We start from the raw sequence: 23,368 nt of genomic DNA, 5'->3' as shown, positions 1-23,368 counted from the left end.
GACGCGAGGCGCGACGGAGCCGGTTTCATAGGGACAGGCGTTGTCGGACGGGCGACGGTGTTAGTCAACACCGGCGCCGAGGACTCCCCGCGCGCGAACATCGGCGACGAGCGCGCGAAGGGCCTGTTTCTGTTCGTCGCTAAGCAAGCGAGTCGGCAAGACGGGGTTGAGCGCGGGGGTCAGCAGAAACACGAAGCGGTCCCGCTCCTCCTGCACGTCCTTGATCGCTCTTCAGTCGGTCCGGCTGCCCTGGATCAAGCCATCGAACGCCAGACCTTCGTCCGAAATGGTCCAGCGCCAATCCAGGCCGCCGACGGGAGCACTCTTTGCCGCTCTCGCATTCATCCACGCAACCAAACGATTAGAAACAAGCCAAACGGCTAGCGTACCCACGAAAAAGACGAACAGCAGACCTGGCGGATAGGCGTCGCCGTACGGCCCAAGCGCGACGAGCCCGAAGACCAAAAAACCGACGAAGCCCACATAGAGGGGCAGGCAAGCGGCCCAATGCAAAACGCCCCACCCCGACCTTACCGGACGCAACTCCTTCGCCGTCGGTTTAACGAGGTCGATCTCTATTTTGGTCATTACGGCTCCGCTCGATCCAGCCGCAGGGTCAGGTCGGCGATGAAGCGGCCGAAGCGGGCCACGTCCTCGCCGTTCAGATAGGACAGCTTGTCCTCAGGCGAGTGGATGCGTTGGAAGACCGGCGGGACGAAGCCCTCCTTTAGGCCGTTGTCCTCGCCGCCGTTGAAGGCCAGCCACATCTGGTGGGCGCCGACGGCGTCCTGGGTGCCCAGGGAGACCACCGGCACGCCGGCGGCGGAGAAGACCCGGTCGTCGCTGGGCGGATAGACAGGGAAGGCGAGGCAGTTCACGCCTTGTTCGGCGCACTGGCTGCGCAGGGCGGTCAGGACGAAGCCGGACTGGGCGCCGTTGTTCTCGCCATACATGACGGTGCGGCCATAGGCGGCGACGTCGGCGTTGATCACGGCCTGGATGCGGGTCTTGTCATGGGCGTTCAGCCAGGCCTTGGCGCCGATCAGGCCCAGTTCCTCCTGGTCGGTCAGGACGAAGATCAGCCGGTGGCCGGTGGTCTGGCCCTTCAACGTCTTCATCGCCTCGATCATGGCCAGGACCGCGCCGACGTTGTCGACGATGCCCTGCGACATCGACCCGTCGCGCAGCTTCACCGCGTCATAGTGGGCGGTCAGGACGATGTCCTTGGGCCCGTCGCCCAGGGTGACGACGACGTTCGACCCGGCCATGGGGCCAGTGCGGGTGTTGCCGCCCTCGAAGGCCTGGATCTGGTGCGGCAGGCCGGCGGCGGTCAGCTGATCGACGAGGACAGCCATGCGCTCGGCGTTCGTCGGCTTCACGAAGGCGGCGGCGGCCGTCTGGATCGCGGCGCCCGAATCCTGGGCGGCGGCCGGTAGGGCGGCGAAAAGCGCCGCAGCGGCGACGAGCGAACGGAACAGCATGGCGAAATCCCCCGGAACAATCCGCCAGAGTTAGCCGCCTAGCTCTTCAGACGCCAGCCTGAGCGGAACACCAGCCAGCAGATGACGCCCATCACGACCATCAGCACGGCCGAGCCGATCACGCCGACGGTCAGATTGCTCTCGGCATGGCCGATGAAGCCGTAGCGGAAGCCGTCGATCAGATAGAAGAAGGGGTTGTAGCGGCTGAGCGAGCGGAACGGCTCGGGCAGGTTGTCGACCAGATAGAAGGTGCCCGACAGGAAGGTCATGGGCATGACGATGAAGTTCTGGACCGCCGACAGATGGTCGAACTTCTCGCTCCACAGGCCCGCCAGCACGCCGGTCATGCCCATGATGAAACTGGCCGCCAGGGCGAACCAGACGATGGCGAAGACATTGGCCACGCCCAGGGGCGCGAACGGCAGGACGCACAGGGCCGTGACCAGACCGACCACCGCCCCGCGCGTCGCCGCGCCCAGTGTAAAGCCCAGGGTCAGCTCCAGCGGGCTGAGCGGCGGGGTCAGGAAGTCGGTGGCCGTGCCCATGATCTTGGCCTGGATCAGGCTGGACGAGGCGTTGGCGAAGGCGTTGTTCAGCACCGCCATCATGATCAGGCCCGGCGCCACAAACAGGGCGAAGGGCGTGCCGTGCAGCGGCGGCCGGGCGTCCTGAAGCGCGACCACGAACACCAGCATATAGAGCAGGGTCGTCACCACCGGCGCCGCCACCGTCTGGGCCCCCACCTTCCAGAACCGCCGCACCTCGCGCAGATACAGGGTCTGCACCCCGATCCAGTTGACCCCCGGATAACGCCGCGGCTGCGGCAGGCCGGCGGGGCGGGTGGCGATCAGGTCGGGCGTCTCGGTCATGGGCCGCCAGATGCGCTTTGGGGCCGGGCTTCGCAAGGGCGTGGTGACTCGTGATTGGTGAATCGTGACCTTCGCTGGCTCACGGTTCACACGTCACCCTCCCCCCCCCCGGCTTAACCTTAACGAAGATTCAATATCTGGTTTCTGTGGACAGTGTGATTCGCACATCTTGCGTCTCTTAACGGCTGGTTTACGATTAGTGGTAGGTCAAGACCCCGGAGGGGGAGCCTGAACCTAGATATTGAATCCAAACTCGCTGGAGGGTGGCATGACCGCAGGCTGGACCGACGACCGCGTAGGCGCGCTTAAAAAGCTCTGGCTTGAGGGCCAGTCCGCGAGCCAGATCGCCAAACAATTAGGCGGCGGGGTCACCCGCAACGCCGTGATCGGCAAGGTGCACCGTCTGGGCCTGTCGGGCCGGGCCGCCCCGTCGCAGCCGGCGCGCACCGCCACGACCTTCCGCACCACCCGCCCGCGTCCGGCCGTGACCACGGCCCAGGCGCCCCAGCCCTCGGCCCCGCGCCGCCTGGAAGCCGTCCAACCCAAGCCGGTTCAGCCGGCCGCCCCGGCGCCCGCTCCGATCCCGGATCTGCCGGGCACGGCCACAGTGATGACCCTGGGCGCACACATGTGCAAATGGCCGATCGGCGACCCGTCGTCGCGCGAGTTCAGCTTCTGCGGCCGCCGCGCCTCGGAAGGCGTCTATTGCGTCGAACACGCCCGCGTCGCCTACCAGCCGCAAGTCCGCCGCGGCAGCAAGGAAAGCGGTTCCGACCTGGCCCGCAGCCTTCGGCGCTACATCTAAGGGCGCTACGCTCACGACGCGGTCGCTCGCTGCTTGAGCGCCGCGCTTCGCGCGGGTCATCCCCGCGTCACAGATGCTCTTTAGGGAGCCGACTTCCCCCTCGCCGGCCTGCGCAAGCGGCCGGCGAGACTTCAGGGGGCGGGGCTGCGGTTCATCCGGGTTGACGCAGCCCCATCCGCTTTTCGATCAGTTCAGCACCCGCCGCGCATCGGGCGTGTCCAGCGAGAAGGCCGGAATCTCCGCCTCGAAACTGCGCCCGTCCGCATCCGTCATATAATAGGCGCCGACCATGGACCCGCTGTCGGTGCTCAGCGGACAGCCCGAGGCGTAGGCGTAGCTGCCGCCCGGTTCGATCACCGGCTGTTCGCCGACCACGCCGGGTCCGCGCACCTCTTCGACATGGCCGTGGCCGTCGGTGATGGTCCAGCGGCGGGCCATCAGCTGCACCGTCGATCCGCTCAGGTTCACGATCTCGATCTGATAGGCCCAGACCCAGCGGCCTTCGTCGGGATCGGACTGGCCCGCCAGATAGCTGGGCCGGACCCGGATCAGGATGCCGTTCGTTTCGGCGGTATAGGCAGGACCATCGTGCATGGGCTATATGCTCGCCCCGCCGCGCGCGGGCTGCAAGCGCGACTTGGAGACAAGTCGTGAAAACCGTGTGAGACAGACGCCATGAGCTCCTTCCAAGCGCCCCGTCCCGGCATCCTGCCCGCCCAGTCCATTGAGACGTTGATCGCCACAGGCGCCATCACGTCGGACACAGAATTCGATCACGATCAGGTCCAGCCGGCCAGTCTGGACCTGCGCCTGTCCGACCAGGCCTGGCGTGTCCGCGCCTCCTTCCTGCCCGGCCGGCGCAAGGTCGAAGAGCGGATCGCCGATGTGGCCATGCACGCCATCGAGATCACCGACGCCGGCGTCGTGCTCGAAAAGGGCTGCGTCTATATCGTGCGCCTTCAAGAGCGGCTCAAGCTGCCCCAGGGCCTGATCGCCCGCGCCAATCCCAAGAGCTCGACCGGCCGGGTCGATGTCTTCGTGCGCCTGCTGACCGATCAGGGCGCCAGTTTCGACGATGTGGCCGAGGGCTATGACGGCCCCCTCTATATGGAGGTCGCGCCCCAGACCTTCTCCATCCTGGTGCGGCCCGGCACCCGGCTGAACCAGCTGCGGCTCAAGGCCGGCGATCCGCCCAAGCTGGAGACCCGCAGCGTCGGCGTCGATCTGCAAGGCGGCGACATCGTCGGCTTCCGCGGGCGTCGCCATGCCGGGGTGGTCGATCTGGACCATATCGACGGCCACGACCCGCGCGATTTCTGGGAGCCGCTGACGCTGCGGCGTGGCGAACTGCTGCTGGATCCGGGCGAGTTCTACATCCTGGCCTCGTCCGACGACGTCGAGATCCCGGTCGATCAGGCCGCCGAAATGACCCCCATCGATCCGTCGGTGGGCGAGTTCCGCGTCCACTACGCCGGCTTCTTCGACCCCGGCTTCGGTACGGACGAGGCGCACGGCGCGGGGTCCAAGGGGGTGCTGGAGGTCCGTACCCACGACACCCCCTTCCTGCTGGAACATGGCCAGATCGTCGCCCGCCTGGTCTACGAACCCCTGACCGAACGCCCCAGCCGCCTGTATGGCGAAAGCGGCAGCCACTATCAGAACCAGGGCCTGAAGCTGTCGAAGCATTTCAGGGTGTGGTGAGCTCTCCCTCCCCTTCATGGGGAGGGACGATCGCGTAGCGATCAGGGTGGGGCCCGAAGGGGCGCGAGCGAGGTCCTGACTGCCCCACCCCGGCTTCGCTGCGCTGCGCCGCCCCTCCCCATGAAGGGGAGGGAGAAGCTCACGTCAGCTTGTCCGCCTTCCTCAGCCCCGGGAACATCGCCGACCAGGCGCCCGTCGCCGCCAGCGCGCCGAAGCCGCCGAACACCGCCGCCCCGACCGCGCCCAGCAGCCGGACCATGACCCCGGAATAGGCCTCGCCCAGTTCGTTCGAGGCGCCGATGAACAGCATGGAGACCGACGAGACCCGGCCGCGCATATGGTCGGGCGTGGCCAGCTGGATCAGGGTCTGGCGGATGTTGACGCTGATCATGTCCGCGCCGCCGCCGATCAACAGGGCCAGGGCGCTGAGCCAGACGATCTTGGACAGGCCGAAGGTCAGGGTGCACAGGCCGAACACCGCCACCGCCGCAAACATCCACCGGCCGCCGTGCCGCACGATCGGATAGCGGCTCAGATAGATGGCCACCGCCATGGCGCCGACCCCGAACGAGGCCCGCAACAGGCCGAACCCCTGGGGGCCGACATGGAGAATGTCGCGCGCGAAGATCGGCGTCAACAGGGCCACACCCGCGAACAGGACCACGATAAGGTCCAGGGAAATGGCGCCCAGGACGATCTTGGTCTGCCACACATAGGCGAGGCCCTCCTTGACCGAGTCGATCGGCGACAGGGGATTGGCCTGGGGCGCGGGCTGGCCGCTGGTACGGATCAGGATGAAGGCCGCGACCGCCAGCAGGAACATGCCCAGGGACACCGCATAGGCCAGGGGCACATTGACGCCGACGATCACCCCGCCCAGGGCCGGGCCGGCGATGGCCCCGGTCTGGAAGGCGATGGACTGGGCCGCGATGGCGGGCGGCAGGGCCTTGCGACCCACCACCATCGGCAGGAAGGCCTGGCTGGCCGGCGCCAGGAAGGCTCGCGCCGCGCCGAACAGGGCCGCGACCGCCAGCAACCCCCACAGGGGCGGGTTTCCGTGCAGGGCCATGGCCAGGAAGGAGCCGGCGCAGGCCGCCTCGACCAGGATGGAGACCCACACCGTGCGCTTCCTGTCGCGCCGGTCGGCCATAGCCCCGGCCGGCAGGGTGAAGGCCAGCAGCGGCAGGAACTGACACAGGCCGACCAGGCCCAGATACAGGCTGGCCTCCTCGATCGGATGGTCGCGCCGGGCGATCTCATAGACCTGCCACAACAGGGCCGAGGACTGGATCTGGATCGCCAGCACGGCGACCACCCGGCCGAACCATAAAAGGCGGAAGTCGCGGATGCCCCAGGGACTGGAAGGGCCTTCGGCAGGGGCGGTGTCGGTAGAGTCTGTGGTCACGTGCGTCTGGGCTGTTTCGGATAGGGCGAACCGTCGCGGTGGAAGTAGCGGTCCGCGCCCGCAGGCAGGACCATGTCGATATCGGGATAGTCGCAGGCCGTCACGGTCGGGCTACGCGTGCCGACCTCGAGCAGAACCGCCTCGCGGCCGGATCGGTTCTCGATCCTGTGGCCGTTGGGGACGCCGGCCTTGAAGCCGGCGCAGTCGCCGGCGCGCAGCACCGTTTCGCCCTCGTCCTCGATCAGGACGACCTCGCCCTCGACTACCATGACGAACTCGTCCTCGGCTTCGTGCCAGTGCCGCTGGCTGGACCAGGCGCCGTCGGGCAGGCGCAACAGATTGACGCCGAACTGGCTGAGGCCCGCCGCATCGCCCAGCTTCCAGCGGCGGCGAGGCAGGCAGGGGCCGGCGAAGGCGTCGGGATAGGTCGTGCCGTCGCCCCGGGGCGCGCTGTCGATGTCGATCTTGGGCATGGGACTTCTCGCCGTGACGCGATGTCCGTAAAGCATAGGCGCATGAGCCGCGCATCAACTCCTGTGATCGATCCTGTCGAACTGACCCGCGACCTGATCCGTATTCCGTCCGTCACCCCCGCCGACGAGGGGGCCATGGATGTGCTGGAACGCCATCTGACGACCCTGGGCTTCACCTGTCGCCGGCTGGCGTTTGAGGGGCCGGGGAGCGAAGGGGTCCATGCGCGGATCGAGAACCTGTATGCGCGACGCGGAACCGCCTCGCCCAACCTGTGCTTCGCCGGCCATACGGACGTGGTGCCGACTGGACCGTCCGAGCAGTGGTCGTCGCAACCCTTCACCGCCGAGGTCAAGGACGGCCTGTTGTACGGCCGGGGCGCGGTGGACATGAAGGGCGGGATCGCCGCCTGGGTCGCGGCCGTGTCCCAGGTCATCGCCGAGGGAGAGGTCGAAGGCTCCCTCTCCTTCCTGATCACCGGGGACGAGGAAGGACCGGCGCTTCACGGCACCAAACGGGTGGTCGAGACCCTGATGGCCGAGGGCGAGGTGATCGACGCCTGCGTGGTCGGCGAACCGTCCTCGTCGCAGCATCTGGGCGACATGATCAAGGTCGGGCGGCGCGGCTCGCTGAACACCTGGATCACGGTCACGGGCAAACAGGGCCACGTCGCCTATCCCGAACGGGCGGCCAATCCGGCCCCGGTCATCGCCAAGCTGATGAGCCGGCTGAACGACCATGTCTTGGACCAGGGGTATGAGGGTTTCCCGCCGTCGAACCTGGAGATCACCAGCATCGACATCGGCAATCCGGCGACCAACATCATTCCGGCGGAGGCGAAGGCGCGGCTGAACATCCGCTTCAACCCCAGCCATACGGGGGACGGTCTGATCGACTGGCTGAACCGCGAGGCCGGGGCCATGCAGGCCGAGACCGGGCTGCAGATCACCCTGGAGCACCTGTGCTCGGGCGAGGCCTTCCTGACCGAGCCGGGGGTCTTCGTCGCGGCGGTGCAGGACGCGGTCGAGGCCGTCGCCGGCCGCCGGCCCGAGGCCTCGACCACCGGCGGCACCTCCGACGCCCGCTTCATCCGCGCCCTATGCCCGGTGCTGGAACTGGGCCTGGTCGGCCAGACCATGCACCAGATCGACGAACGAGTGCCGACAGCGGAGCTGGAGACCCTGGCGGCGGTCTATCGCCGGGTGATCGAGACGGTGTTCGAGCGGCTGTGAGGCCGGGGAAATAGACTCAATCCACTGCGAAAAAATGGAGTCTATTTTCGTCTATTTCGCACGCGGCGAGGCCGGGGCGCGGGGTGTGGGGGATTGGGTTGTCAAAGACCGGACGAGGAGTGTCGCACGGTTTTGGGGCGTGGTGGGTTGAGGGGTGTTTGCGGGCGGTAGGGAGTTGAAAAGGCGGGGGTTTGGTTACGGAATTGGGATGGGAAGGATCGCCGCGACCAAGGCTGATCAGAAACTTTCAGATCAGTGACGTCTCGAACATGACCTCGTGCGTTCGGGCGCGATGGATTTCTGCTCACCGATCTGGTGTTGTGGCGAGGACATGAGACCGCCCGCCGCCAACGGCTTTGCCCCCAGGACTCCTTGGCCGGTCAATTTTCCCCGGGTGGCCGTGCATTCGGACACGGCTCTTAGAGATCACCACCCCGCCTACGAAGACGCCAAGGCCGGCAACGAGGAGGCCGCCTTCGCCTTGGCGGAGGATCTGCTTTCGGCAGCCGTGACAGATCAGCTTCGTCAGCTCATCGGCGCCCGTGCGGTCATCCTTCTGCCGATCACCGCCCTGGAGACGACAGGCTTCAACGCCATCCCCGACGCCATGGCGCAGGTGCTAGGCGCCGACCTAAGGCGGCCGGTCAGTTCCGGCGAGATCGTGCAAAACAACACCGTCGGCCACACGAGGGCGAGAGCGTTCAACCGCATGGTGACGCCGGCCGCTTTCGAAGGCAAAGTCATAGAAAATGCGGATTATATTCTAATTGACGACCATGTGGGGCTGGGCGGAACACTGGCGAATTTGAAGGGCTATATCGAGGTCAACGGCGGTCAGGTGATCGGTATGACGACGCTCACTCAAAGTCGCGACGCGGCCCAAATTGCGCTCCAACCCCACACCCTGAATATGCTAAGGGAAAGACATGGAGACCCCCTCGAAGACTTCTGGAACACGTGGTTCGGCCACGGCCTCGACTGCCTCACCGAAGTCGAAGGGCAAAACCTTTGTCGTCTCGAATCCATTGACGCCATCGCAAATCGATTGGCTGAGGCAGCAATCGAAGTCCGTGGCCGCGGCGTCGAGCCTGCGGTCGACCTTGGGGGTCAGTAAGACGCCGACCCGTCAGGCGGCCTCGGTCGCTTCGAAGGTGCTGTCGGATCCTAGAGCCTCGAAGTCATCGAAGACCGTCGCCGCATCCGTCTTGGGTCGATCAATGAACGGGTCATTCAAAGGCGTGGCCAAGGACAGGCATCTGTCCAAGGGTTAGGTTTGAGGTGGCGGCGTCGTTGTCCTCGCCTCAAGCCGCGAAACCATCGCCCTGGGTCCAAGGGGCGCTTTCGACGGGAAGCCGGCCGAGAGACGAATATCTACAAGGCAAAGTCAGGGCCTATTCCGGCCCATCTTCTCCCATCAGGACGATCCTGATCCCTCGCTCGCTCAGCCCTGCCTTCTGAACGGCAGTCCAGACGCAATCAAACTTGGCATAGGCCAAATCCGCCCCCGCAGTGGACCACACCTCAAGGTCACCGCTGCTGGTCGGATGCAGAAGCGAGCCTTCGGCGACGCCGCAACTGCGCTCGATCTGGCGGCTCTCCAAGTGGAGGACGTCGGGTCTGTGATCAGGCGCGCGTACTGTGTGCGCCGTGCATCCGGAGAGCATGAGAAGGGCGACGAGCAAGAGCTTCATTCCGGCAACGCTTAGCGATCCAACCGAACGCCGTGGTCGGAGGCAGCGTTACGAGCGGCCTGCTCAATGGCGTTCACGAGTTTTCTGAGGCGGACGTTGGCGGAGGCGTCGCCTTCCTCAGGCCCCAGAATTCGGTCGTTGAGGGAGCCCATTCCTCCCGTCGCCTCGGAAATTGCCGTGGTTATACTGTCCAGATCGCCGCGATCCAGTCGGTCTTTCAGCCGATCGAGCCGCTGAACCACCCAGACGTCGCCATGCCGTTCAAGGTAGCGCGCAGTCTCATGAACAGCATCGGCCAGAGCGGCGATCGTGACGTGCATTCCCCCTAACTCCGCTCCAGGAACCGCAGCGCCGTCAGGACGTGCGTCTTCACCCCCAGCGGCAGGACCTTCTCGTTCGGTGAGAACTCCGGCGAATGGTTCGGCGCCGACTGTGCCGGGTCCACGCCGTCAGGACTGGCTCCAAGATGGTAGAAGACGCCGGGGATGGCCTGCTGGAAATAGCTGAAGTCCTCGGCCACCGTGGTCGGGGGCGTGGCGGGGTTGACGTTGCCCTCGCCCGCCGCCTCGGTCAGGACCGGGGCCAGCCAGGCGGACAGGCCGGGGTCGTTGAAGACGAGGGCGGCGTTCTGTTTGACGCCGAACTCGGCGGTGGCGCCATAGGCGGCGGCGACGTGGTCGATGGCGGTCTCGGCCCGGGCGACTAGGGCGTCGCGCTGGGCGACGTCGAAGGTGCGAAGCGTGCCCGACAGGGTCGCGCTGTCGGGGATGATATTATAGCGGACGCCGGCGTTCAGGGTGGCGATGGTGAAGACCGTCGGGGTGGTGGTCGGATCGACCGTGCGGGCGGTCAGGGTGTTGACCGTCTCGATCACCTGGCCCGCCACCGCGATCACGTCCACGCCGCGCCAGGGCCAGGCGCCGTGGGTCTGTTTGCCCTTCAGCACGATATCGACCCGGTCGGAGGCGGCCATGAAGCCTTCGGGGCGGTAGAAGACGCTGCCCGGGCGGCCGGGCACGACGTGCAGGCCGAAGATGGCCTCGGGCTTCGGATCGTTCAGCGCGCCCTCGGCGATCATCAGGGCGGCGCCGCCCTTGGGCTCGCCGGGAGGAGCGCCCTCCTCCGCCGGCTGGAAGACGAAGACCACCGTGCCGGCGATCTGATCCTTCATCCCGGCTAAAACCTGGGCCGCGCCCATCAACATGGCCATGTGCATATCGTGGCCGCAAGCGTGGGCCACGGGAACCGTATTGCCCATATAGGTTCCCGTGGCGGTGGAGGCGAAGGCGAGGCCCGTCGCCTCCTGCACCGGCAAGGCGTCCATGTCGGCGCGCAGGGCCACGACGCGGCCCGGACGGGCGCCGTGCAGGACGCCGACGACGCCGGTCTTGCCGACCCCGGTGCGGACCTCCAGCCCCAGGGACCGCAGATGGTCAGCGATGACGGCGGCCGAGCGGGTCTCGGCGAAGCCCAGTTCCGGATGCTGGTGGAAGTCGCGGCGCCATTCGACCACCTGGGGCGTCACGCGCTGGACGGCGGCGTCCACGGCGACGGCCTCGACCGCCTGAGCCTGGGCGGAGCCGGCTGCGAGCAGCAGCGTCAGGGTGGAGGCGGCGAACAGGCGACGCATATGAAGATCCTGTGAAGTCGTGAGGCCCTAGGATGCCGGCGGACAGCTAGCCACGAATCCGCAACCCGGTCTAACCTCGAATGGGCAACCGACGAAGGCGCGACGATGAACCCCTATGAAAACCTGCCCGAAAGCGCCTTCTGGCGGACGGCGGTGGCCACCCGGTCGATCTTTGAGATCGAGGACCTGTGGACGCCCAAATTCTCCCTGTCGCCCGCAACCGCCATCTCGACCTTCGGCTCCTGTTTCGCACAGCACATCGGGCGAAGCCTGCGCGATCGGGGCTATGGCTGGCTGTCCACAGAGCCGCCGCCGCCCGGTCTCTCGGAGGCCGGGGCGCGAGCGTTCAACTACGATATATTCACTTGCCGGACGGGCAATATCTACACGACATCCATGCTGCGACAGTGGACGTCGTGGGCGACGGGCGCTTCACATCCGCCCACGGAGTACTGGCAAGACGGCGACGGTCGTTATGTCGATCCGATACGTCCAAGCATCGAACCGTCCGGATTTGTTTCACTGGATGAACTGCACGCATCACGATCAGAAGCGATAAGCGCCTTCCTGCGCGCGATCACAAAATCGGACATATTCATATTTACGCTGGGACTGACTGAATACTGGCGCAACAGTGATCTGGACTACGAGTATCAGATCTGCCCGGGCGTCAAACATGGCGAGTTCGACCCCGCGGTTCACCAATTTCGCAATCACGACTATTCAAGCGTGAGAAGCAACCTCGAACAGGCCCTGGAGATGATGCGGTCGGTCAATCCGGAGCTGAACATCATCCTCACGGTCTCGCCCGTCGCTCTGACGGCGACGATGGCAGGCCGCCACATCTTGTCGGCGACGAGTCATTCCAAATCAATCCTGAGGGCCGTCGCGGGAGATCTTTCTACGCACAGCGAATTTGTGGACTATTTCCCGTCCTACGAAATCATTCACAGCCCGACCTCACGAGGGATTTTCTTCAAGCCCAATCAGCGACAGGTCGAACGTTCCGGAGTCGACTTCGTCCTGAGCCATTTCCTGTCATCCTTCGGCAATGACGATCGGCAGCAAACCGGCCGCCCGACCGATCCACAGTCGCAGTCCGAAGAAATCTGTGACGAGGCCCTGCTCGACGCCTTTGGACGGCCGTCATGAGCGCAGCAAGGATTTGCGTCATCGGCAACAGTCACATCGCGAGCCTGAAGGGCGGATGGGACATCATCGGCGCCGGCGCTTCCCCTCGCCTAGACATCACCTTCTTCGGACACCGCGCGAACAGACTGGATGGCCTTGAGGTGGTCGATGGTCTTCTGCGCCCGGACAATGAAGACTTGGAGCAGAGCCTGGCCTTCACCTCAGGCGGCGCGACCTCGATCGATCCCGGCCGATATGATCACATCCTGCTCTACGGGATGGGCGCCCTTCCCTGGATACTGCCGACAGACGTCGTCTATTCGCACGAGGTATTGAAAAGAGCGGCCGGGGACCTGTCGTCGGACACGCTCTCCATGCGGACGTTGAACAAGCTGCGGCGAATCTACGACGGCCCGGTCCATCTGGGGCATGAACCCTTGCCTGCGATGGAACCGGCCGGAGAGGCCGCGACCGCCGCCTATGTCAAAGGCATGGAAAGGCTGAACGCCCTGGTCTACCGGCCCATGAACGCTCGCCTCTGGACCCAGCCGGTCGAAACCATCGTGAACGGCCAGAACACCAGCCTGTCCTACTCCGCCGGCTCGAAACGACTGGCGGTCGGCGCCGATCGCGGCGACGACCCGCACGGCGACGACGACCGCATTCACATGAACGACCACTTCGGCGCGCTTTGGCTCCAAGCCTTTCTGGAAGGACTGGGCTATCACGGCTAGATCGACGTCCCTCATTCTACAACTCCGGCGGTCTAACCGTTTCCAAGGGCAATCCGTCATGGCCAAGCCGATCAAGAGTACGACGACCGAGTGGCGCGACGTCGTGCTGGTGTGTCGCAAGTGTTCAAAGAAGCTGGATGGCGGGTTCGGGCCGGACGGCGACCTGACCTTGAAGAAGGCCCTGCGCAAATATCTCCACCTGAAGAAGGGCAAGAAGGGGCGCAAGGGGGAGCTGACAGTGGCGGGTACCGACTGTTTCGACATCTGCCCCAAGGGCGGTGTGGTGGCGGTCAACGCCGCCCATCCCAAGAAACTGCTGATCATCCCGGCCGGCGCCGACCTGTTCGAGGTCAAGACGCGGCTGGGGCTGGACGATGGGCGGCGGCTGAAGGTGGTCGTCCCCGACTGAGACGTCTTTCTTCCGCCGTCCAGTCGTGCCAGATCGGCGGCATGGACGACACGAAGATCGAGAAACGCGCCGGCGTGCGAGCGACCTCCGACCGGATCTGGGAGCTGGTCAGCGACCTGTCGCGCTGGAGCGAATGGAATTCGTTCGAGACCCAGGTCGAGGGCGCCATCGCCTTCGGCGGGCAACTGAGCCTGACCGAGGCCTTTCCGGGTCAGCCGGAACGGCGCGTCACCGCCCGCATCGCCGACTGGCGGCCCTATGTGCGGCTGGTCTGGACCGAGAACCGGGGCTTCCTGTTCCGCACCCTGCGCTACATCGACATCGAGGAGCTGGAAAAGGGCAGTTGCATAGTCTCGTCGGCGCACAAGTTCGCGGGCCTGAGGGGCGAGCTGTTCCACGACAAGCACCGGATCGCCTTGCGCGACGCGCACCAGGACATCGTCGATCGGCTGAAGGCGGCGGCCGAAGCCTGAATGGAAGCCTGATCTCAGCCCTTGGCCATGGTGTCCATGATGTTCAGGATCGCCGGGCCCAGGATGACGATGAACAGGACCGGCAGGAAGAACAGGATCATCGGCACGGTCAGCTGTGCCGGCAGGGCCGAGGCCTTCTTCTCGGCCGTAGACAGCCGCAGATCGCGGTTTTCCTTGGCCATGACCCGCAGGGCCGAGGACAGGGGCGTGCCGTAGGTCTCGGCCTGGGTCATGGCGACGGCGACGGATTTGACGCCGGGATGATTGGTCCGCTTGCCCAGATTCTCATAGGCCATGCGGCGGTCGGGCAGATAGGAGAGCTCGGCCGACAGCAGGGACAGTTCTTCGGCCAGGTCGATGGACGAGGTGCCGATCTCCTGGCTGACCTTGGCGATGGCCGCCTCGATCGACATGCCCGCCTCGACGCAGATCAGCAGCAGGTCGAGGGCGTCGGGAAAGGCCTGCATGATCGAGGTGCGGCGCTTGGTGATCCGGTTGGTCAGGAACAGGTTCGGCGCATAGAAGCCGGCCACGGCGGCGGCCATACAGGCGGTGATCTTCTGCATCGTGGGCCAGTCCACGATCTTGATCACGAACATGTAGAAGGCCGCGACGACCAGGAAGAGGAAGGGCGAGGCGAAGCGGAAGAAGTAGAAGGTGGTCAGCGGGCGCGGCCCGCGATAGCCGGCCTGGGCCATCTGGTCGGCGACCTTAGGGTCTTCCAGCAGCTGGGTGAGGTTCAGCCGATCCACGACCCGTTTCTTGAAGCCGCCGTCGTCGGTGTGACGCAGGCCGCCTGAGCCGGTGTGGATGGCGGCCCGCGAGCGGCGCTTGAGCTCGTCGCGCCGTTCGGACACCGCCTTCATCCGCTTGTCCAGCTTGACCCCGCCGGTCATCGACGACAGCAGGGTCAGGACCGTGGCGAAGACCAGCACGCCCACGCCGAGGCTGAGCAGGTTCTGCGGATCGGTGATGAAGCGGATGAAGCCGTCCATGGTCCCCGCCTCAGATCTTGAACGAGATCATGCGCTTCATCACGAAGACGCCCAGGCTCATCAAGGCGGCCGCGACCAGCAGCAGGAAGTTGCCGCGCATGTCGGTGAAGAGGATCATCATGTAGCTGGGGCTCGAGAACATGACCATGGTCATGACCGCCGGCGGCAGGGCGGCGATGATGCCGGCGGAAGCCAGGGCCTCGGACGACAGGGCCTTGACCTTCTCGGCCATCATCCGACGGGCGCGCAGCACGGTCGACAGATTGCCCAGGGCTTCGGCCAGGTTGCCGCCGGTCTTCTGCTGGATGGCGATGACGATGGTGAAGAAGCGCAGTTCGGGCGTCGGCATCTGTTCGAACATCTTGTCCAGCGCCTGCTCCAGCGTCATGCCGACGCCCAGGGCCTCAACCAGCTTCTTGAACGCCGGCCCCAGGGGCGCGGGACTCTCGCGGGCGATGATCTTGAAACACTCGTGGACAGGCAGGCCCGACTTGATGCCGCGCACGATCACGTCCACCGCATTGGGAAACTCGAGCGAGAATTTCTTCATCCGCCGCTTGGCCAGGAAGCCGACGACCCAGCGTGGCAGGCCCAGGCCGACGATCACCCCGACGCCGAGCGCCAGCAGAACATTCAGCCCCCCCAGCAGGGCGGCGAAGCCGGCGATCAGGCCGATGACGCCGCTGGCGATGTAGAATGTCCGCACACTGATCGACAGACCCGCCTGTTTGAGCTTGGCGGACATGTTGGCGCGCGCCTTGCGCTCGCGCCGGTCCGCTTCCTGAAGCTGGACCATGATCTGTTTGCGGCGCGCCTCGGGCGTATTGGCGGCGGCGGCGGCCTTGCGAGCGACCGCGGCGTCGCGCTTGCCTTCGCCCAGGCTCTTGGCGCGTTTGATCGCCTGACCGGAAGAATCGTCGCCGCCGACGAAGACCCAGCCCAGGCCGCCGATGGTGATGAAGGCGAGGACCGCCGCGAGGATCGGCAACATGTCCCTACTCCGCCGCGTCGAGGGCGTCGGCCAGTTCGCGCTCGAGCCCATAGTAGCGGGCGCGGTCCCAGAAGCGGGGACGGGCGATGCCGGTCGAGCGGTGGCGGCCAATGACCTTGCCGTGCTCGTCTTCGCCGGTGATGTCGTAGACGAACAGATCCTGGGTCACGATCACGTCGCCTTCCAGCCCGACCACCTCGGTGATGTGGGTGATGCGGCGCGAGCCGTCGCGCAGGCGGGCGGCCTGAATGATGACGTCGACCGAGCCGACGATCATCTCTCGGATGGTCTTGGACGGCAGGCCGTAGCCGCCCATGGTGATCATGGACTCCATCCGGCTGATGGCCTCGCGGGGGGAGTTGGCGTGCAGCGTGCCCATGGAGCCGTCGTGGCCCGTGTTCATGGCCTGCAACAGGTCGAAGGCCTCGGGGCCGCGCACCTCGCCGACGATGATCCGTTCGGGACGCATCCGCAGGCAGTTCTTCACCAGGTCGCGCATGGTGATGGTGCCCTGGCCCTCCAGGTTCGGCGGTCGGGTTTCCAGGCGCACGACGTGCGGCTGTTGCAGCTGAAGCTCGGCGGCGTCCTCGCAGGTGATGACGCGTTCGGTCGGGTCGATGAAGGCGGTCAGGGTGTTGAGCAGGGTCGTCTTGCCCGAGCCGGTGCCGCCCGAAATGACGATATTGCAGCGCGAGGCGCCGATGACGCCCAGGACGCGCGCGCCCTCGGGACTGATGGACTTGTAGTCCACCAGGTTCTTCATCGTCAGCTTGTCCTTCTTGAACTTCCGGATCGTCAGGGTCGGGCCGTCCAGCGCCAGGGGCGGGGCGATGACGTTGACGCGCGATCCGTCGGGCAGTCGCGCGTCGCAGATCGGGCTCGACTCGTCGACGCGGCGGCCCACCTGGGACACGATCCGCTGGCAGATGTTCATCAACTGGTTGTTGTCGCGGAACCGCACATTGGTCAGCTGGACCTTGCCCGCGACCTCGATGAAGACCCGGCCGGCGCCATTGACCATGATGTCGGCGATGTCGTCGCGGGACAGCAGCGGCTCCAGCGGGCCATAGCCGAGGACGTCGTTGACGATGTCCTGGACCAGATGCTCCTGCTCGGCAACCGACATGGAGACGTTCTTGATCGCCACCAGTTCGGCGACGATGTCGCGGATTTCTTCCGACGCGGCCTTGGTGTCCAGCTGAGCCAGCTGGGCCAGGTCGATCGTGTTCATCAGCGCGTTGAAGATGGTGGTCTTCGTCGCGTGGTAATAGTCGCTCTGTTCCCGGACGATCTCGGCGACCGCTTGAGCCTTTTTCAGCTGTTCGAAGCCGGCCGTGGCCTTGGGGCCGGGCCCGGGTTTGCCGCCTGGAGCAGCGGCGGCCGGATGCGGCGCATCGGGCGCGGGGCGAGAGGCCAGGGCGTCGAGCCGGTCGGCCTTCGCCGCGCCGGCCATCGTGCCGGACGAGGCGCCGCCGAACTGGGCGGGAGCGTCGGCCGCGGCGAAGGCTTCAGCCACAGGCTCCGATTCGGGGCCCCCAAAGGCGAAGGCCTCGGTCTGCACGCCTGGCGTCGGCTGGCGCGAGGTGGTCCCGACCTCAGGCCCTGCGCCGGCGGCGGGCGCGGGACGCAGGGGGACCGTCGCGGCGCCGGGCTGGCCTGTGCGCTTTCCGAACACCCGTCAGCGCTTCTTGAACATGCCGGCGAACAGCGACTTGGACTCGGTCGCGCCGCTGGTCTTGCCCGGCTTGGCCTTGGGTCCGGCCAGCGCCGGAATCTCGCGCTGCGAGACGATCTGGGCCAGGGTCTGGAAGGCCTCGGCCGCCTTGGTCTTGGCGCCCGCGTCCAAGATCATCTGGCCGTTGTTGGCGGCGGCGCCGAAGGTCTTGGCGTCGAACGGAATAATCAGGCTGGGGTGAACGCCCAGGGCGGCGCCGAAGTCCTTGGCCGGGATCTCGGGACGGGCCGGCACGCCCACCTGGTTCAGCACTAGGCGGGGCGGGGCGTCGTTCGGCCGACCCGAGCGGATCAGGTCCATCATGTTCTTGGCGTTGCGCAGCGAGGCCAGGTCCGGCGTGGCCACGATCACCACTTCATCGGCGCTGATCAGGGTGCGGCGCATCCACGGCGACCACAGGTGCGGCAGGTCCAGGACTACGAAGGGAGCGGTCGAGCGGATGCGCGTCGTCACCTCTTCGAAGGCCTCGGTCGAAATGTCCCAGTCGGTGTCCAGGGTGGCGGGCGCCGCGAACAGGCTGAGCTTGTCGGTGCAACGGACCATCATCCGGTCCAGCAGGGTCGAATCCAGTCGGTCGGGCTGACCCAGGGCGTCGGCGACGCCGCTCAGCGGATCCTGGTTGAAATCCAGGCCGGCGGTGCCGAACGGCAGGTCATAGTCGACGATGACCGTGTTGGCGCCGATCCGTTCCGAGATCGCATAGGCGGTGTTGTGCGCCACGGCCGAGGCCCCCGCCCCGCCCCGCGCGCCGACGAAGGCGATGGAGCGGCCGACGAAGGGTTGGGCCGGGTCGTTGAACAGGCCGCCGATGGCCGCGATCAACTGGAGCGGCTGCAGCGGCCCCACCAGATATTCGCTGACGCCGCGACGCATCAGCTCGCGGAACAGCAGGATGTCATTGGTCGGGCCGACGACGACGACCTTGGTGCCTGCGTCGCAGACCTCGGCCAGCTGATCGACCTCCCACAGCAGGGTCTGGGGGTCCTTCAGGCATTCGACGATGATCAGCGGCGGGGTCGGCTCGTGCTGATAAGCGGCCACGGCGGCCATGATCCCGCCGATGCGGATCTGGGTGGTGGCGCGCGACAGGCGACGGTCCTGGGCGGCGCGCTCGGCCGCCGCCAGGGTGTCCTGGCGCTCGGCGAAGACATGGATGGCGATGCGCGGCACCGACACTTCGCCGATGGCGCTGGACGGGGCCAAACCGACGGGGGCCAGGGTCGCAGGCGCCAAACCGGCGGGCGGCAGGCCTGAGGGGGCGAGATCAGACGCGGCCAGGTCCGCCGGCGCCAGCGTCTCCTGCGGCGCCGGCGTCAGGGTCGACTGGGCCTGGGCCAGCAGGTCGCCGACAGGATTGAAGCCGGCGCCGGCGGTCGGCGGGGTCACGGACTGGGCTTCCGCTGAAGTCGGCATAGAGGCGGGCGGCGTGAACTGAAGCGGCGAACGCGCAGGCTCGCTGGGGAAGGCGGCGGCCTCCGAAAAATCCATATCGACGTCATAGGGATCGTCGTAGGGCTCGGGGGTTCGGGAAGCGGGGATAGTCATGAACTAGTCGACCGCTCTGGAGATTTCGCCGTCGATCAACGGCTCTTGCGGCGCCGAGGTGGTGACGCCGGCGCGATAGGTGTCAAACACCTTGCCCCGACGCCCCGTGTCCGACGCGGCGAGGGCGGCCGGAGTGACGATGTCGCGGGGATTGGCGATCTGGGCGGCCAGATTGGCGGTCACGGCGCAACCGAACGACGCCGACGGCTGGTTCGAGAAACTGGACCGCATGCCGGCCTGGGTGGCGGCGCAGTTGGGAATGAAGGCCTTCACGGTCTCGAACCCGGCGAGGATCGGCGCACGGGCGGCGGGGGCGTCATAGGAGACGACCCGAACCCGGGCGGCCGGGACGCCGCGCGCGACCAGGGCGTCACGGGTGTTCCAGGCGACCTGATGCGCGACCGGATCGTCGCCGGTCGGGGTCTCGACACGGATGATGTCCCCGCGCGCCTGAACGAAACGGGCGGCGAGATCCGCCAGGGCCGCCTGCTGAGTGGTCGACAGCCCGCCGTCGTGCACCGCCAGAGCGATGCGATCGACGCCCGGTTCGACCTGCAGCACATAGCGGGAAGCGGCGTTCAGGGGCGGCGCGCCGGTCGATCCGTTGGCGGCGCAGGCCGAAACCAGGGCCGAGACGGCGGCGATGGCGGCGAATCTGATCATGGGGCGGCTCATTCGATCACATAGCCCACGGGGCCGGACCAGCCGGCGGAGGCAGGTCCGGGTGCAGCCTGGGGCGTGCCGTAGGTCTGGCTCAGTTGTCCGAACAGGATGGTCTGGGCGTCATTGGCGATATGCAGGCCGTCGGCAGGCGTCTGCAGGCGCCCCGGCGCCGTGGGCGACGCCAGATAGGCCTCGATGATGATGACCAGCTCGGTCTCGCCCGACAGATAGTCGCGCGACCGGAACAGCGCGCCCAGCACGGGCACGTCGCCGAGCGCCGGCAGTTTGTCGACGTTCTGGCGCGTCTCCTCGCTCAACAGACCGGCGATCATCAGGGATCCGCCCGAGGGCAGCTCCACCGTGGTTGAGGCGCGGCGCACGGTCAGGCCGGGAATGACCAGGGTGGCCGAGCCCGCGCCGATGGTGAAGGCGCCCTCGGTGCTCAGTTCCGAGACCTCGGTGGACAGTTGAAGTGAAATCCGGCCTTCAGACTGGACGATGGGGCGAACGGCCAGCCGCACCCCATAGGGTTTGAACTCGACCCCGACCTGGGCGCTGCCGTTGTTGTCGGACAGGCCGACCGGCACCGGGAATTCGCCGCCGGCCAGGAACTCGGCGTTCTCGCCGTTGACCGAGGTCAGATTGGGTTCGGCCAGGGTGCGCATCAGGCCGGCGCGTTCGAAGGCGCGGACAGTGGCCGACAGGCTGTTGCCGTTTCCGCTGATGTCGCGATAGCCCACCCCGCCGCCGCCCAGCAGGCTGCCGTTAACCGCGAAGGTCGACGTCTGGCTCAGAGCCAGACCGTCGCCGACGGTGTTCAACACGGCGCTGACGTCCATGCCCAGTTGCTTGACCGCCGTGCGCTGCACCTCGACGATCCGGGCCTTGACGGTGACCTGGTCGGATCCGGTGACGCCGATCAGATTGATGACCTTCTCAGGCGCGCTGACGAAGGCGCCGGCGACGCGGCGCGCCTGGTCGGCCTGGGACGGGCTGGTGGCCGTACCTGTCAGGATGATGGTGTCGTTGACCGCCTCGGCCCGGATCGAACCGCCGGGGATCAGGCGGGTCAGGGTGTCCTGCAGGGCGCTGGTTCCGGCGTCCACGCGGACGCGCAGGCTGAGAATGGTGCGGCCCGCCGCGTCCAGGAAGACGGCGTCCGTCTCACCCGGCGTGACGCCGATGACGGTGATGCGGCGCGGCGAGTGCAGCATGGCCTCGGCCACCTGCGGGTTGGAAACGATGACGTCGCGCGCGTCGGCCGGCAGGTCGACGGCGAAGGAGGTCCCGCGCGGCAGGTTGATAAGTCGGGGCGCCGCGCCGGTCGAGACGGCGGTGCGGCTCTGGGCCACGCCAAGGGCGGGCGCGACGGCTAGGCCCGCCAGCAGGGCGCAGGCGAGGACAGCGGTCTTGCGCATGATCGTCTTTCTCACGGCGTCACCACCTCGGGGGCGCCGCCGCGGTAGATGCGGACGGTCTGGGGCTGAGACTGGGCGGGACCGGGGGCGGGACCGCGACGGAGCGAGCCGGAGGGCCCGGCCGTATCGGCATAGGAACGCAGCGACAGGGACAGCTCGCCCTGGGCCTTGGCCTGGGCCAGGATCTCGGCGTCGCGCGGCCCGACCTCCAGGGTCGCGGTGGCGCCCACCACGGCCTGTTCGTCGTCGCCGGCGCGGGTCGACTGGTCGATAGCCAGGACCTTGACGTTATGCAGGACGGTGCCGGCGATGAACTTGCCGCCGCCGCCCTCGACGCCGCTCTTGTCCTCGCCGGTGAAGACCACGTCCACGCGGTCGCCCGGCAGGATGAAGCCGCCGGCGGCGGATTCCACCGTCACGCCGATGGCCATGGCTCGCATGCCGGGCTCGAGATAGGCGGCCAGATAGCCGCTGTCGCCGGCGCGCACGATCTTGCGGCCGACGATGGGCTCTCCGGCCAGAATGGGTTCACGGACGACCGAGCCGACATAGTCCGCCTTGGCGCCCGGGCCGGCGATCTTGGCGACAGCCTTGGCCGTGCCCTCGACGGCGGCCTCGGTCTTTTCAGCTGCGGTTTCGCCCTTCGCCTCTTCGGCGGGCTTGGCGGGAACAGGCGTGGAGCCGTCGGTGATGAAGGCGGGATTGACCTCGTCCAGCGGCCAGTCCTTCCAGGCCAGATCGCCCTCGGTCAGACGTTTGCCGGGTTCAAGATCCTTCGCCGCGACCAGGACCTTGGCCATCGGGCGCGCCTCGACGGACGCGGCCGCGGCCGGTGCGGCCGGGGCGCCATTGCCCATGGCGCGGACCACCAGGGCCAGACCGAGCGCCGACACGGCGGCGATGCAGATGACGACGATACGGGCGGGCTTCATCCAGAGAACTCCGACAGACGCCGCGACCCGGACACGGTCCATAGTGCGCTGCCGTTAACAATCATGAGGCCTGCGGGTTAATGCGTTCCTAAGCTTGACGCTCCCCCGCCTGGCGGGGCCGGCGGGCCCAGCTCAGCGTAGAAAGCCGCTCATCAGATCAGCCTCTGGGAAGGCCAGCAGAGCGCCGACGGCGATGGCGACGCCATAGGGAATATGGCCCTTGGGCTCCAGCAACCGGGCGACCCAGCCGGGCGCCGTGGGCGTAAGGAACTGCAGATGCTGGCGCGCCAGGATCAGCAGTAGGCAGAACAGCCCCCCCGCGACGCCGGTCCACAGCAGGAACATGGCCGAGCCGCTCCAGCCCAGCCACAGGCAACTGGCCGCGATCAGCTTGGCGTCGCCGCCGCCGATCCAGTTCAGGGCGAACATCCCCATGCCGACGATCAGGGCCAGAGCGGCGACTCCGACATGGACGCCCAGGTCCGTCGGATTCAGGCCCGCCAACAAGGCGACGGGAAAGAACAGTCCGACCAAGACCAGCGAGACCCAGTTGGGGATTTTCATCGTCACCAGATCGTGCAGGCCGCCGATGATGACGAGCGCGGGCATCAGGCCCAGGGCCAGAAGAAGGACGGATTGCATCCCTTGCGTCTAACGTCCGGACGTTAAGGCCGGGTTTCGCCCTGCAGCCCGGCAGACAAAGAAAAGGGCCGGGGCGTCGCCGCCCCGGCCCTTCACGATTTCAAGCTCGTGCTAGTCTTACGACTTGGCCTTACCGAGTTCGGCGCCGACGTTCGTGAACGTTGTCTTCAGATTGCCGCCCAGGGTGGTCAGGGCGGTGATGATGACAACGGCGATCAGAGCCGCGATCAAGCCGTATTCGATGGCCGTGGCGCCCGACTCGTCTTTAGCGAAACGCGAGATGAACTTGGTCATGGTAGTTCCTTTGATTAAATGTCCAGCGAGCAACTAGGCGGGGGGAGCCGGTAGCCCGCTTGACCCCCAAACGCAGGGACAGAATGGCCAACGCCTATTAAGGGTGAGTCACAAATTGTGG

The 23,368-nt window shown here is 66.6% G+C and carries 25 protein-coding genes; 8 read left to right on the top strand and 17 right to left on the bottom strand.

The window, feature by feature from the left end; translation table 11 throughout:
• Positions 1-231 precede the first annotated feature (231 nt).
• Genes ACW17X_RS14400 through ACW17X_RS14390 form a run of 3 tightly spaced genes read right to left on the bottom strand, consistent with a single transcriptional unit; the run spans position 232 to position 2,350 of the window.
• Positions 232-588, bottom strand: coding sequence for a hypothetical protein (locus tag ACW17X_RS14400; protein WP_492098405.1), 357 nt, complete (start codon positions 586-588; stop codon positions 232-234).
• Positions 588-1,481: a M28 family metallopeptidase gene (locus ACW17X_RS14395; RefSeq protein ID WP_492098404.1), complete on the bottom strand. Its 894-nt coding sequence runs from the start codon at positions 1,479-1,481 to the stop codon at positions 588-590. The genes ACW17X_RS14400 and ACW17X_RS14395 overlap by 1 nt, the downstream gene beginning before the upstream one ends.
• A gap of 38 nt (positions 1,482-1,519) precedes the next feature.
• A complete protein-coding gene (locus ACW17X_RS14390; protein ID WP_492098402.1) occupies positions 1,520-2,350 on the bottom strand; it encodes an ABC transporter permease in 831 nt (276 codons plus the stop codon).
• Positions 2,351-2,618: 268 nt separating this feature from the next.
• On the opposite strand from ACW17X_RS14390, the gene gcrA reads away from it, so the two are divergent.
• The gene (gene gcrA / locus ACW17X_RS14385) at positions 2,619-3,155 is read left to right on the top strand and encodes a cell cycle sigma 70 cofactor GcrA (RefSeq protein ID WP_492042280.1); all 537 of its coding nucleotides are present in this window, start codon (positions 2,619-2,621) and stop codon (positions 3,153-3,155) included.
• Between the two features lie 186 nt (positions 3,156-3,341).
• Here gcrA and apaG read toward each other — a convergent pair whose 3' ends face one another.
• Positions 3,342-3,749: a Co2+/Mg2+ efflux protein ApaG gene (apaG, locus tag ACW17X_RS14380; protein WP_183196680.1), complete on the bottom strand. Its 408-nt coding sequence runs from the start codon at positions 3,747-3,749 to the stop codon at positions 3,342-3,344.
• 81 nt (positions 3,750-3,830) lie between these two features.
• Here apaG and ACW17X_RS14375 point away from each other — a divergent pair, with 81 nt between their 5' ends.
• Positions 3,831-4,856, top strand: a complete 1,026-nt coding sequence (locus ACW17X_RS14375; RefSeq protein WP_492088961.1) for a 2'-deoxycytidine 5'-triphosphate deaminase — start codon at positions 3,831-3,833, stop codon at positions 4,854-4,856.
• 139 nt (positions 4,857-4,995) lie between these two features.
• Here the strand turns inward: ACW17X_RS14375 and ACW17X_RS14370 are convergent, their stop codons facing one another.
• Together ACW17X_RS14370 and ACW17X_RS14365 are read right to left on the bottom strand one after the other, a co-directional pair.
• Positions 4,996-6,261: an MFS transporter gene (locus tag ACW17X_RS14370; RefSeq protein ID WP_492098400.1), complete on the bottom strand. Its 1,266-nt coding sequence runs from the start codon at positions 6,259-6,261 to the stop codon at positions 4,996-4,998.
• Complete coding sequence (locus ACW17X_RS14365; RefSeq protein ID WP_492098398.1) at positions 6,258-6,734, bottom strand: cupin domain-containing protein; 477 nt, start codon at positions 6,732-6,734, stop codon at positions 6,258-6,260. The genes ACW17X_RS14370 and ACW17X_RS14365 overlap by 4 nt, the downstream gene beginning before the upstream one ends.
• Positions 6,735-6,776: 42 nt before the next feature.
• Here ACW17X_RS14365 and dapE point away from each other — a divergent pair, with 42 nt between their 5' ends.
• Both dapE and ACW17X_RS14355 read left to right on the top strand, forming a co-directional pair.
• A complete protein-coding gene (gene dapE / locus ACW17X_RS14360; protein WP_492098396.1) occupies positions 6,777-7,964 on the top strand; it encodes a succinyl-diaminopimelate desuccinylase in 1,188 nt (395 codons plus the stop codon).
• 331 nt (positions 7,965-8,295) lie between these two features.
• Positions 8,296-9,078, top strand: coding sequence for a hypothetical protein (locus tag ACW17X_RS14355; protein WP_492098395.1), 783 nt, complete (start codon positions 8,296-8,298; stop codon positions 9,076-9,078).
• A gap of 588 nt (positions 9,079-9,666) precedes the next feature.
• Here the strand turns inward: ACW17X_RS14355 and ACW17X_RS14350 are convergent.
• A complete protein-coding gene (locus ACW17X_RS14350; protein WP_492098393.1) occupies positions 9,667-9,975 on the bottom strand; it encodes a hypothetical protein in 309 nt (102 codons plus the stop codon).
• 5 nt (positions 9,976-9,980) lie between these two features.
• Complete coding sequence (locus ACW17X_RS14345; RefSeq protein ID WP_492098391.1) at positions 9,981-11,285, bottom strand: amidohydrolase; 1,305 nt, start codon at positions 11,283-11,285, stop codon at positions 9,981-9,983.
• A 105-nt stretch (positions 11,286-11,390) separates the two neighbouring features.
• Between ACW17X_RS14345 and ACW17X_RS14340 the strand changes: the two genes are divergently transcribed.
• Genes ACW17X_RS14340 through ACW17X_RS14325 form a run of 4 tightly spaced genes read left to right on the top strand, consistent with a single transcriptional unit; the run spans position 11,391 to position 14,032 of the window.
• Positions 11,391-12,437 carry a GSCFA domain-containing protein gene (locus tag ACW17X_RS14340; protein ID WP_492098389.1) on the top strand — a complete coding sequence of 349 codons (1,047 nt, stop codon included), beginning with the start codon at positions 11,391-11,393 and terminating at the stop codon, positions 12,435-12,437.
• Positions 12,434-13,150, top strand: coding sequence for a hypothetical protein (locus ACW17X_RS14335; protein WP_492098387.1), 717 nt, complete (start codon positions 12,434-12,436; stop codon positions 13,148-13,150). Before ACW17X_RS14340 ends, ACW17X_RS14335 begins: the two co-directional genes overlap by 4 nt.
• 58 nt (positions 13,151-13,208) lie before the next feature.
• Positions 13,209-13,559: a hypothetical protein gene (locus ACW17X_RS14330; protein ID WP_492026597.1), complete on the top strand. Its 351-nt coding sequence runs from the start codon at positions 13,209-13,211 to the stop codon at positions 13,557-13,559.
• A gap of 41 nt (positions 13,560-13,600) precedes the next feature.
• A complete protein-coding gene (locus ACW17X_RS14325; RefSeq protein ID WP_492098386.1) occupies positions 13,601-14,032 on the top strand; it encodes an SRPBCC domain-containing protein in 432 nt (143 codons plus the stop codon).
• Between the two features lie 14 nt (positions 14,033-14,046).
• Here ACW17X_RS14325 and ACW17X_RS14320 read toward each other — a convergent pair whose 3' ends face one another.
• From ACW17X_RS14320 to ACW17X_RS14280, 9 genes are all read right to left on the bottom strand, one after another.
• The gene (locus ACW17X_RS14320) at positions 14,047-15,027 is read right to left on the bottom strand and encodes a type II secretion system F family protein (RefSeq protein WP_492098384.1); all 981 of its coding nucleotides are present in this window, start codon (positions 15,025-15,027) and stop codon (positions 14,047-14,049) included.
• A 10-nt stretch (positions 15,028-15,037) separates the two neighbouring features.
• A complete protein-coding gene (locus ACW17X_RS14315; protein ID WP_492098382.1) occupies positions 15,038-16,018 on the bottom strand; it encodes a type II secretion system F family protein in 981 nt (326 codons plus the stop codon).
• A 4-nt stretch (positions 16,019-16,022) separates the two neighbouring features.
• Entirely contained in the window at positions 16,023-17,471 is a 1,449-nt protein-coding gene (locus ACW17X_RS14310; protein WP_492100477.1) for a TadA family conjugal transfer-associated ATPase, read from the bottom strand.
• Positions 17,472-17,696: 225 nt separating this feature from the next.
• Positions 17,697-19,298, bottom strand: coding sequence for a cellulose synthase operon protein YhjQ/BcsQ (locus tag ACW17X_RS14305; RefSeq protein ID WP_492088949.1), 1,602 nt, complete (start codon positions 19,296-19,298; stop codon positions 17,697-17,699).
• A 3-nt stretch (positions 19,299-19,301) separates the two neighbouring features.
• Positions 19,302-19,961 carry a CpaD family pilus assembly lipoprotein gene (locus ACW17X_RS14300; protein ID WP_492098380.1) on the bottom strand — a complete coding sequence of 220 codons (660 nt, stop codon included), beginning with the start codon at positions 19,959-19,961 and terminating at the stop codon, positions 19,302-19,304.
• An 8-nt stretch (positions 19,962-19,969) separates the two neighbouring features.
• On the bottom strand, positions 19,970-21,379 hold the full coding sequence (locus ACW17X_RS14295) for a type II and III secretion system protein family protein (RefSeq protein ID WP_492098378.1): 1,410 nt from the start codon (positions 21,377-21,379) through the stop codon (positions 19,970-19,972).
• An 11-nt stretch (positions 21,380-21,390) separates the two neighbouring features.
• The gene (cpaB, locus tag ACW17X_RS14290; RefSeq protein WP_492098376.1) at positions 21,391-22,311 is read right to left on the bottom strand and encodes a Flp pilus assembly protein CpaB; all 921 of its coding nucleotides are present in this window, start codon (positions 22,309-22,311) and stop codon (positions 21,391-21,393) included.
• A 132-nt stretch (positions 22,312-22,443) separates the two neighbouring features.
• The gene (locus ACW17X_RS14285; protein ID WP_492098375.1) at positions 22,444-22,953 is read right to left on the bottom strand and encodes an A24 family peptidase; all 510 of its coding nucleotides are present in this window, start codon (positions 22,951-22,953) and stop codon (positions 22,444-22,446) included.
• Between the two features lie 117 nt (positions 22,954-23,070).
• Complete coding sequence (locus ACW17X_RS14280) at positions 23,071-23,247, bottom strand: Flp family type IVb pilin (protein WP_492098373.1); 177 nt, start codon at positions 23,245-23,247, stop codon at positions 23,071-23,073.
• Between the last annotated feature and the right edge of the window lie 121 nt (positions 23,248-23,368).

The organism is Brevundimonas sp. FV1ye4L, assembly GCF_058681255.1.
This window is presented reverse-complemented; position numbering and strand designations above follow the sequence as displayed.

Bases quoted from the DNA above. Each gene is read 5' to 3' on its own strand.
- ACW17X_RS14400 (WP_492098405.1), bottom strand. From the start codon at position 588: ATGACCAAAATAGAGATCGACCTCGTTAAACCGACGGCGAAGGAGTTG.
- ACW17X_RS14395 (WP_492098404.1), bottom strand. From the start codon at position 1,481: ATGCTGTTCCGTTCGCTCGTCGCCGCTGCGGCGCTTTTCGCCGCCCTA.
- ACW17X_RS14390 (WP_492098402.1), bottom strand. From the start codon at position 2,350: ATGACCGAGACGCCCGACCTGATCGCCACCCGCCCCGCCGGCCTGCCG.
- gcrA (WP_492042280.1), top strand. From the start codon at position 2,619: ATGACCGCAGGCTGGACCGACGACCGCGTAGGCGCGCTTAAAAAGCTC.
- apaG (WP_183196680.1), bottom strand. From the start codon at position 3,749: ATGCACGATGGTCCTGCCTATACCGCCGAAACGAACGGCATCCTGATC.
- ACW17X_RS14375 (WP_492088961.1), top strand. From the start codon at position 3,831: ATGAGCTCCTTCCAAGCGCCCCGTCCCGGCATCCTGCCCGCCCAGTCC.
- ACW17X_RS14365 (WP_492098398.1), bottom strand. From the start codon at position 6,734: ATGCCCAAGATCGACATCGACAGCGCGCCCCGGGGCGACGGCACGACC.
- dapE (WP_492098396.1), top strand. From the start codon at position 6,777: ATGAGCCGCGCATCAACTCCTGTGATCGATCCTGTCGAACTGACCCGC.
- ACW17X_RS14355 (WP_492098395.1), top strand. From the start codon at position 8,296: ATGAGACCGCCCGCCGCCAACGGCTTTGCCCCCAGGACTCCTTGGCCG.
- ACW17X_RS14350 (WP_492098393.1), bottom strand. From the start codon at position 9,975: ATGCACGTCACGATCGCCGCTCTGGCCGATGCTGTTCATGAGACTGCG.
- ACW17X_RS14345 (WP_492098391.1), bottom strand. From the start codon at position 11,285: ATGCGTCGCCTGTTCGCCGCCTCCACCCTGACGCTGCTGCTCGCAGCC.
- ACW17X_RS14340 (WP_492098389.1), top strand. From the start codon at position 11,391: ATGAACCCCTATGAAAACCTGCCCGAAAGCGCCTTCTGGCGGACGGCG.
- ACW17X_RS14335 (WP_492098387.1), top strand. From the start codon at position 12,434: ATGAGCGCAGCAAGGATTTGCGTCATCGGCAACAGTCACATCGCGAGC.
- ACW17X_RS14330 (WP_492026597.1), top strand. From the start codon at position 13,209: ATGGCCAAGCCGATCAAGAGTACGACGACCGAGTGGCGCGACGTCGTG.
- ACW17X_RS14325 (WP_492098386.1), top strand. From the start codon at position 13,601: ATGGACGACACGAAGATCGAGAAACGCGCCGGCGTGCGAGCGACCTCC.
- ACW17X_RS14320 (WP_492098384.1), bottom strand. From the start codon at position 15,027: ATGGACGGCTTCATCCGCTTCATCACCGATCCGCAGAACCTGCTCAGC.
- ACW17X_RS14315 (WP_492098382.1), bottom strand. From the start codon at position 16,018: ATGTTGCCGATCCTCGCGGCGGTCCTCGCCTTCATCACCATCGGCGGC.
- ACW17X_RS14310 (WP_492100477.1), bottom strand. From the start codon at position 17,471: ATGGCCGGCGCGGCGAAGGCCGACCGGCTCGACGCCCTGGCCTCTCGC.
- ACW17X_RS14305 (WP_492088949.1), bottom strand. From the start codon at position 19,298: ATGACTATCCCCGCTTCCCGAACCCCCGAGCCCTACGACGATCCCTAT.
- ACW17X_RS14300 (WP_492098380.1), bottom strand. From the start codon at position 19,961: ATGATCAGATTCGCCGCCATCGCCGCCGTCTCGGCCCTGGTTTCGGCC.
- ACW17X_RS14295 (WP_492098378.1), bottom strand. From the start codon at position 21,379: ATGCGCAAGACCGCTGTCCTCGCCTGCGCCCTGCTGGCGGGCCTAGCC.
- cpaB (WP_492098376.1), bottom strand. From the start codon at position 22,311: ATGAAGCCCGCCCGTATCGTCGTCATCTGCATCGCCGCCGTGTCGGCG.
- ACW17X_RS14285 (WP_492098375.1), bottom strand. From the start codon at position 22,953: ATGCAATCCGTCCTTCTTCTGGCCCTGGGCCTGATGCCCGCGCTCGTC.
- ACW17X_RS14280 (WP_492098373.1), bottom strand. From the start codon at position 23,247: ATGACCAAGTTCATCTCGCGTTTCGCTAAAGACGAGTCGGGCGCCACG.